The organism is Frankia sp. CeD, assembly GCF_000732115.1.
Classification (GTDB): Bacteria; Actinomycetota; Actinomycetes; order Frankiales; family Frankiaceae; genus Frankia; species Frankia casuarinae.
In genome coordinates, this window is sequence record NZ_JPGU01000013.1 from 86,118 (window position 1) to 92,781 (window position 6,664).

A 6,664-nucleotide genomic window follows, 5' to 3' on the forward strand; every position below is an offset into this window, starting at 1 on the left:
GACACCGTCACCCGCATGCGCGCAGCGCACGAACGCGCCAGCGCCGCCCTCCGGGTCACGGTCGACCGGACCCAGGCTGAGGAAGCGTGGGGCTTCGCCGGACGAACCCTCGGCCGACCGGTAATGACCCCCGACAGCCCAGGCTGGCTACGGATCGCCGCCACCGAAGCCGGACAGCAGATCACCACGTTCTGGGACGGCGGACGCACCGCACAGCAGGCGCTGCCAGCATCCATCCCACGCCCAGCGCTACGCGCGATCCACGACCATCACCACGACGGCTGGGACTACCGCGCCGAGCTATACGACCGCGTCCACGTCCGACCTCTCGCCGTCACGACCGTGCCGCGGCGGCTCACCGACTCACCGAAAGGGCAATGGTTCCAGGCACTGCGCCGTTCCTTCCGCATCCTCGCCACGGTCTCCACCGACCGGCGCACCATCGAGCAGTCCTACCTCGACGACGTCATGCCCAGGATGCTCGGCGAACCGATCACCACCGAGGCGCCCGCACCGTGGGTAACCGCGCACGGAGACCTGCACTGGGCCAACCTCTGCGGCCCCACCCTCTGCATGATCGATTGGGAAGGCTGGGGCCTGGCACCCTCCGGCTACGACGCCGCCACCCTCTACTGCCACAGCTTGCTCATGCCAACNCTCGCCGCACAGGTTCAGGCGCGCTTCGCAGACGCGCTCTCCACCGAGAGCGGCCGGTACGCCGAACTGGCCGTCATCGCCGAGCTACTCGACACCGTCCCCTCCGGCACCGGTATCGATCATGCGGGGCTGCTGCGTATCCGCGCCACACATCTTCTCCGCCGCGCCATACCCCGCCCGAGAGAAGGCACCGTCACGAGGCCAGGTCAGACATGACCCACCGCAACGGCCATGCTCGGGAACAGCTCCACTGGGCAGCGTTCCGGGCCTGCGCTGGGGCCGAGTATCTGCCCCCAATGCCTGGCGGACGGTGGTGGACAGCTCTGGACCCCCAGGGCTCGCCAGAACTGGCCCACGAGAAATCTCATCGCCACTGTGCCGGGAGGTGAAGCTGTCTCGCACCCGGTGGAGACCTGCAGGCAAGTCTCGCTATTAAGCGGAGGATCCCACATCAGCCAGAAGATGATCTGACGGTGATCTGACTGTTGTTGCGTATGCAACTTCTGTCAGATCACCGTCAGATCTCTACGGCCCTGGTCTATCTGCCCCGTGGCTGCGCTCCGGACAGCCTCCGCAACCCACGATGGCTCGTCGTCCCAAGCTTGCCCGGTCCGGCGAGCTCAACCTGTCCGCCGAGCCCGCGAAGTTCGAATGTTCCACTCGGAGGCCAGGAAGATCGCCGAGTAGGGGCGTCACCCGGAGGGTCGGTCCGCCGTCGATGGTTCGCATGCTGCCTGATCAACGACCATCTGGGCAGGCTTCCTTGTCAGCNCCCGTCGATGCCCTCCCGTCTTCAAGGACACTGACGGGCCCGCCGTGCTCAAGGGTCAGCGCGCCAGCACTGTCCAGATGCCGGCCGCTACGAAGACGGTTGACCCGCTGAACTGTCCGGATTCCAACGCGTGCTGGAGACGCGGCGGTCCGGGGCCGGAAGGGGCGGCGGCGTCCACCGGAGNCTCGCGGGATAACCAGTCTCGATCTGTCGTGACCGCGAGAAATCGTCGGAACGTGAGGATACGGTAGCTGAGCGCAAGGTTGTTCCTGGTTCGGAGGGGGTGCCGGTGGCCACGCGGCGGGGGCTATTCGCCGAGTTGCAGTACCAGGCAGCGCAGGCCGAGAAGCGGCAGCGGCAGCAGAGGGCTGCGGCCCACCGTGCACTCCTTGCCGCTGAAAAGGAAGCCGCGCAGAAGGCTCGGGCCGCTGAGCGCGCAGCCGCCGCGGCGGCCAAGGCGTCCACGAAAGAACAGGCCCGCTTGCTGAAGGAAGCGGGCCTGCTGTACGTCGCGGCGCGATTGAGCGAGGTCGGTTCGCTGAATGCCGATCTCGCGAGCACATTCGAAGAGATCGACGGCATTCTGGCCACGGCGCTCCTGGTCGACAGCTATGTTGATCTCGAGGCTTTGAAAGTCACGACCGTCGTGCATCCACCGTTCGAGCCCGGTGCTCTCGCAGTCCCGACACCGCCCGTTGCTGCTCCTGTGTACCCGGCGGAACCCGTCTACCAGGAGCCGCAAGTACCGGGAGTCCTATTCGGGGCGAAGAAANAACATGCCCAGGCGATCGCTCAAGCTCAGACCACGCACGAGCAGGCGCTGCGGCGGTGGCGGGAACAGGNGTCAGCGATACGGACGGCGCATGTCTCCGCTCTGGACCAGCGGCAGCGTGCCGAGGACGCTCGCCTGGCGAAGCTCGCCGCGGCGCGGGCGGTCCACGTCGAAGCGTGTCGTCGGAGAGACGCCGACGCCGACGAGCGGAACCGGGGACTCACCAGACTGATCAATGATCTCGCCTTCGACGTCGAGGCGGCGATCCGCGAGTACGTCGGGATCGTCCTGTCGAACTCCGCCTACCCGGATGCATTTCCAGTCACTCACGACTACGAGTTCGATCTCTCCAGCAGGGAGCTGCGTCTGGCAGCCGCTGTCCCTGAACCATCCGCAGTCCCCTCGGTCAAGGAGTACAAGTACGCCCCGAGGAAGGACGAGATCTCGTCGACCAAGCTGCCGGCGACGGTCCAGAAGGACCGCTACGCGAGCGCCGTCTTCCAGACCGCCGTACGCACGCTGCACGACGTCTTCGGCGCCGACCGCCAAGGAAAGATCCACTCGATTGCCCTGACGGTCGGGGTCGACCGGATCTCGCCTGCGACCGGGCTTCCGGAGACCATCCCGCTCGCGATCGTCGCTGCAGACCGCGCAACGTTCCGCAAGTTCCGGCTCGACCAGGACGAGATCGTCCCTCAGAAGACCCTCGAGTACCTCGGCGCGGCGCTGTCCCCTTCGCCGTTCACTCTCAAGCCCGCCGACGCCTCCCGCGGCATCAGGCAGCGTGGGCAGTGACCATGCGGTTCAACCCACCGCCAGGCTGGCCCACACCCCCCGAAGGCTGGACTCCCCCACCAGGTTGGGTTCCAGACCCATCTTGGCCCAGGCCGCCCCACGGATGGCAGCTCTGGCTTCCGGGGCCCACCGTCACGTCGCTCGGGACCGGCGACGACCTTCTCATCCGATCGGAACCCGGAGTCCAGGAGTTCTCGCTCGAAGGCGCATCCATGTCATCCGGATCCGAGACCAGCGAGATGCCGGTCGACAGCGCCGCGCTGATGGCTCGCATCACTGAACTAGAGAAGGCGCTCGCCGCTACCCAGGCTGGCTCCCGTGAGATCATCGAGCTCAGCGATCAGCGGGCCCTCCAGGACGTTGGCATATACCGATATCACCACCCGCTCGAGAACGCCGCCGCCTATAAGGGACGCCTTGAAGAGATCGACACGCATATCGCCGAGTTTGTGAAGTCCGGCACGGCGATCCTTGCCGCGGATCTGTTCACCTTCAACGGCTCGCTCGCCAAGGGGCGCCGACTCGTCGCCGACCTGTCCAAGCTGATGCTGCTCGCCTACAACGCCGAGGCAGCCAACTGCGTCCGCTCCTTGCGCGCCGGCAACATCACAACCGCCAAGAAGCGGCTGGAACGAACCGTGGCGTCGATCGAGAAGCTCGGCGCGATCATGGAGATGCGGATCAATCCTGACTACCACTCCCTACGGATCGCCGAACTCGAACTCACCGCCGACTTCCGAATGAAGATCCAAGAAGAACGACAGAGAGAGCGGGAGCGACGCGCACAGCTAGCCGAGGAACGCAAAGCTCAAGAGGAACTCGCCACCGAGAAGGAACGCCTCAAGAAGGAACGTGCCCACTACGCAAGCGCGCTCGAAACTCTCCGCGCCCAGGGCGACGACGCTGCTGCAGACGAACTCGCTGGCCGACTGGCGGACATCGATCAGGCCATCGAGAAGAGCGACTACAGGATCGCGAACATCCGCGCCGGATACGTCTACGTCATCTCCAACATCGGCGTATTCGGCCCGCACGTCGTCAAGATCGGCCTGACCCGACGCCTCGATCCGATGGACCGGGTCCGCGAGCTCGGTGACGCCTCCGTTCCATTCCGGTACGACGTCCACGCACTCTATTTCTCCAAAGACGCTGTCACCCTCGAAAACGAACTCCACCAAGCATTCGCCGACCGGCGCGTGAACTTCGCGAACCCGCGCCGCGAGTTCTTTTTCGCCACCCCATCAGAAGTACGGAACGTCCTCCTAGAAAAGACCGAAGGGGGCCTACTCCAATTCACCGAAGAACCCGAAGCACTCGAGTATCTTCAAAGCCTACGGTACTGGCCTGACCACGCCCAACTTCCAACGACTGCCAGCCGAGCTACCGGAACCTGACCCGCCATGCAGAACCGGGCGGTGATCGCCACACCGACGAACGCTCCGCCAGCTCAGTCGACGTCCCAGGCTTCCCAGGAGACCACCCAATCGGCTGGCCGCCGAGAGAGCGCTTCACCCCCGGCGGTAAGAAATTGGTTGAGGGCCTCCATCGCCACGCGAGAGTGTTCGGATGCGTGCTGATCGTATATCTCGCGGCATTCCACGTAGATGGTGGTCTCGAGGGAGAAGGTCTTGCTCCCGTGACCAGTTCTCGCTCGCACCAGTTTCCGGATCCGCTTCCGTAGCTCCGCCTGCTGGTCCCCCGGAACACTGCGCACCTCCGCGAACCCCTGTTCGCAGACGACATCAGCCGCGAGCTGCGCGACCAACGAGAGTCTTCGGTCCGCGCGCGGCGTCGGGTAGAAGCGGTCGATCAACGTCAGACAGCGGCGGCAGGTCGGGGCGAAGGCCACCCGGCCGTCCTCCCTCAGCGGGCCGCCCTCACCGCCGACCATCACAGCCCACACACTGCCACACAGCGTGGTCTCGGCCCAGCGAGGCGCCAGGAGTTCCTCCCTGACATAGTGGGCTGCCGTCGGCGAGAGATGCGGTCTCGACGAGTCAAAATAGAAGTCGTGGACCGCNCCTCGGCCAGACGACTCCAAGTCCGCCAGGCGAGCCAGATGAATCACGTCACCGCCGCTGGTGACGGTGAGAAGCATCGACCTTCCGCCCACGTCAACTGCGTTAACGCCAAATTTCGATACCGTCATAGATGCATTGTCTACCATACGGAGGCAACCTCGACCGGCCAGCCAGCAGAAGCGTGAACTCGGGGTCGGATCGCGGTTGGAGTACTGGTCACAATGAGCGGGCCCCCTGGGTGGCCGCTCTGGAGCCTCGCCAGGCGGGCGCGTGGTCGGATCGGTGGGAAGCCGCGACATAGTGGACCGGCGCAACGACGACGCCGGCCGGCACCGAAAGCGAGAGTCCCAAAGGATGGGAATAGCGCCGACCAGCGGTTTCACACCGGCAGCCTGGCTGTGGAGGGCCGGTTTGAGCTGACTTCACTTGCTTGAAGTGGTTCGGTGGGCGGGCGTGGCGCGTCCCGCCGAACTACGTAGATGAGGGAGGGTCTTCAGCGAGGCGGACGCGGTGGCCTTCTGCGGTGTAGCCGAAGTCATGTTCGTCGTCGTCGCGGAAGCGTTTGTAGAACCATTCGGGTACTCGAGCTGGGTCTAGACGGGTGCGGAGGACGCCGTCCTGTACGTCGCGGGCCACGTTGCGTAGGCGGTGCCATTCGGTGTCGAGCACGGGGCCGGGACGTCCGTTGTTCAGCTCGGCGTTGACGACCTTGGCGAGTCGTTCGCGTTCGTCGGCCACCTTGCGTTGGCTGGACCAGATCTCGTAGGCGATCTGGTAGGCGGCCAGGGACGGGACGAAGAAGCTGAGGAGGGTGTCGAGCAGTGTGGCGTTCGCGACCGCGAGACCGGCGATCAGACCGATGGTGGTCCACAGGATTGCTGCGGCGGCGATGAGGTGGCTGTATCGGCGGCGGAGGCGGGCGTCCCAGGCGAGGTTCTGTTCCTGGGCGATGAAGACGTCGTAGGGGNGGNGGACGTCGTGGGTGGGGTCATACCAGCCGTCGGTGATGCGTTTGTCCTTTTTTCCCCCGCGGGAGAGTTGGCGTGCGAGGCGGCGGACGTCTGGTTCGGGGATCGGGTCGCCGGCGACGGTGGCGCGCCATGGTAGGTGGAACAGGGCGGTGTCGAACATCTCCTGGAGCAGGGCGCCTTGGCGGGCGGTGTTCCCGGAGAGGCCCTTGAGCAGGAACGCTGAGACGACGAACCAGAAGAACCCGACGATCGAGACCACGGTCCGGCCATGCCCGATCAGCGTGATCAGGACACCGGCGGCGGCCAGTGCGGTGGCTGCGACGGCGCGGACGGCTTCGAGGAGCTGTCCACGTTGGTGGCTTGCCGCCGCGGCACGCTGTAGGAGCAGCATGTCGTCGTCGAGCTGCCGCTCGTGGATGGCCCGGGACGGTATCCCACGGATGCCGGCGGGGCCGGNAGAGAGNTTCATGGCTTNGTCATTNGGTTNCCNAAGAGCTTCCTCCACTCGTCGTAGGCGGCACGGTCTTGGCCTTCGTCCTCCAGGTCGACCGCGCGCTCGGCGATTACACGGGCCTGGTTGAGCGCGTTGGCCGCAGCGAGTTTCTGAGTCGTGTTCATGACGGCGTTGACCTCGCCACCGAGACCGGCGGGGNCGGGNCATTCATCGCCGATGNGT

5 protein-coding genes (1 of these 5 running past the window's edge) are annotated in these 6,664 nt (G+C 65.5%); 3 read left to right on the forward strand and 2 right to left on the reverse strand.

The annotated features are described in order from the left end of the window. Positions 1 to 15: 15 nt before the first annotated feature. The 3 genes from CED_RS10175 (at position 16) to CED_RS10185 (ending at position 4,390) form a co-directional block, all read left to right on the forward strand. Positions 16 to 873 carry a hypothetical protein gene (locus CED_RS10175; protein ID WP_235187005.1) on the forward strand — a complete coding sequence of 286 codons (858 nt, stop codon included), beginning with the start codon at positions 16 to 18 and terminating at the stop codon, positions 871 to 873. Between the two features lie 845 nt (positions 874 to 1,718). Then, the gene (locus tag CED_RS26145; RefSeq protein ID WP_035910143.1) at positions 1,719 to 2,996 is read left to right on the forward strand and encodes a hypothetical protein; all 1,278 of its coding nucleotides are present in this window, start codon (positions 1,719 to 1,721) and stop codon (positions 2,994 to 2,996) included. A gap of 2 nt (positions 2,997 to 2,998) precedes the next feature. Beyond that, positions 2,999 to 4,390, forward strand: coding sequence for a DUF4041 domain-containing protein (locus CED_RS10185; protein WP_051623820.1), 1,392 nt, complete (start codon positions 2,999 to 3,001; stop codon positions 4,388 to 4,390). 1,098 nt (positions 4,391 to 5,488) lie between these two features. On the opposite strand, the gene CED_RS10195 is transcribed toward CED_RS10185, so the two are convergent. Together CED_RS10195 and CED_RS10200 are read right to left on the reverse strand one after the other, a co-directional pair. Beyond that, positions 5,489 to 6,457 carry an S-4TM family putative pore-forming effector gene (locus tag CED_RS10195; protein ID WP_035910151.1) on the reverse strand — a complete coding sequence of 323 codons (969 nt, stop codon included), beginning with the start codon at positions 6,455 to 6,457 and terminating at the stop codon, positions 5,489 to 5,491. Beyond that, positions 6,454 to 6,664, reverse strand: partial view of a CBASS oligonucleotide cyclase gene (locus CED_RS10200; protein ID WP_035910097.1) — the final stretch only. The gene runs 656 nt beyond the window's last position; 211 of the gene's 867 nt are visible here — the last part of the coding sequence; the start codon falls outside the window, past its right edge; its stop codon occupies positions 6,454 to 6,456. Before CED_RS10200 ends, CED_RS10195 begins: the two co-directional genes overlap by 4 nt.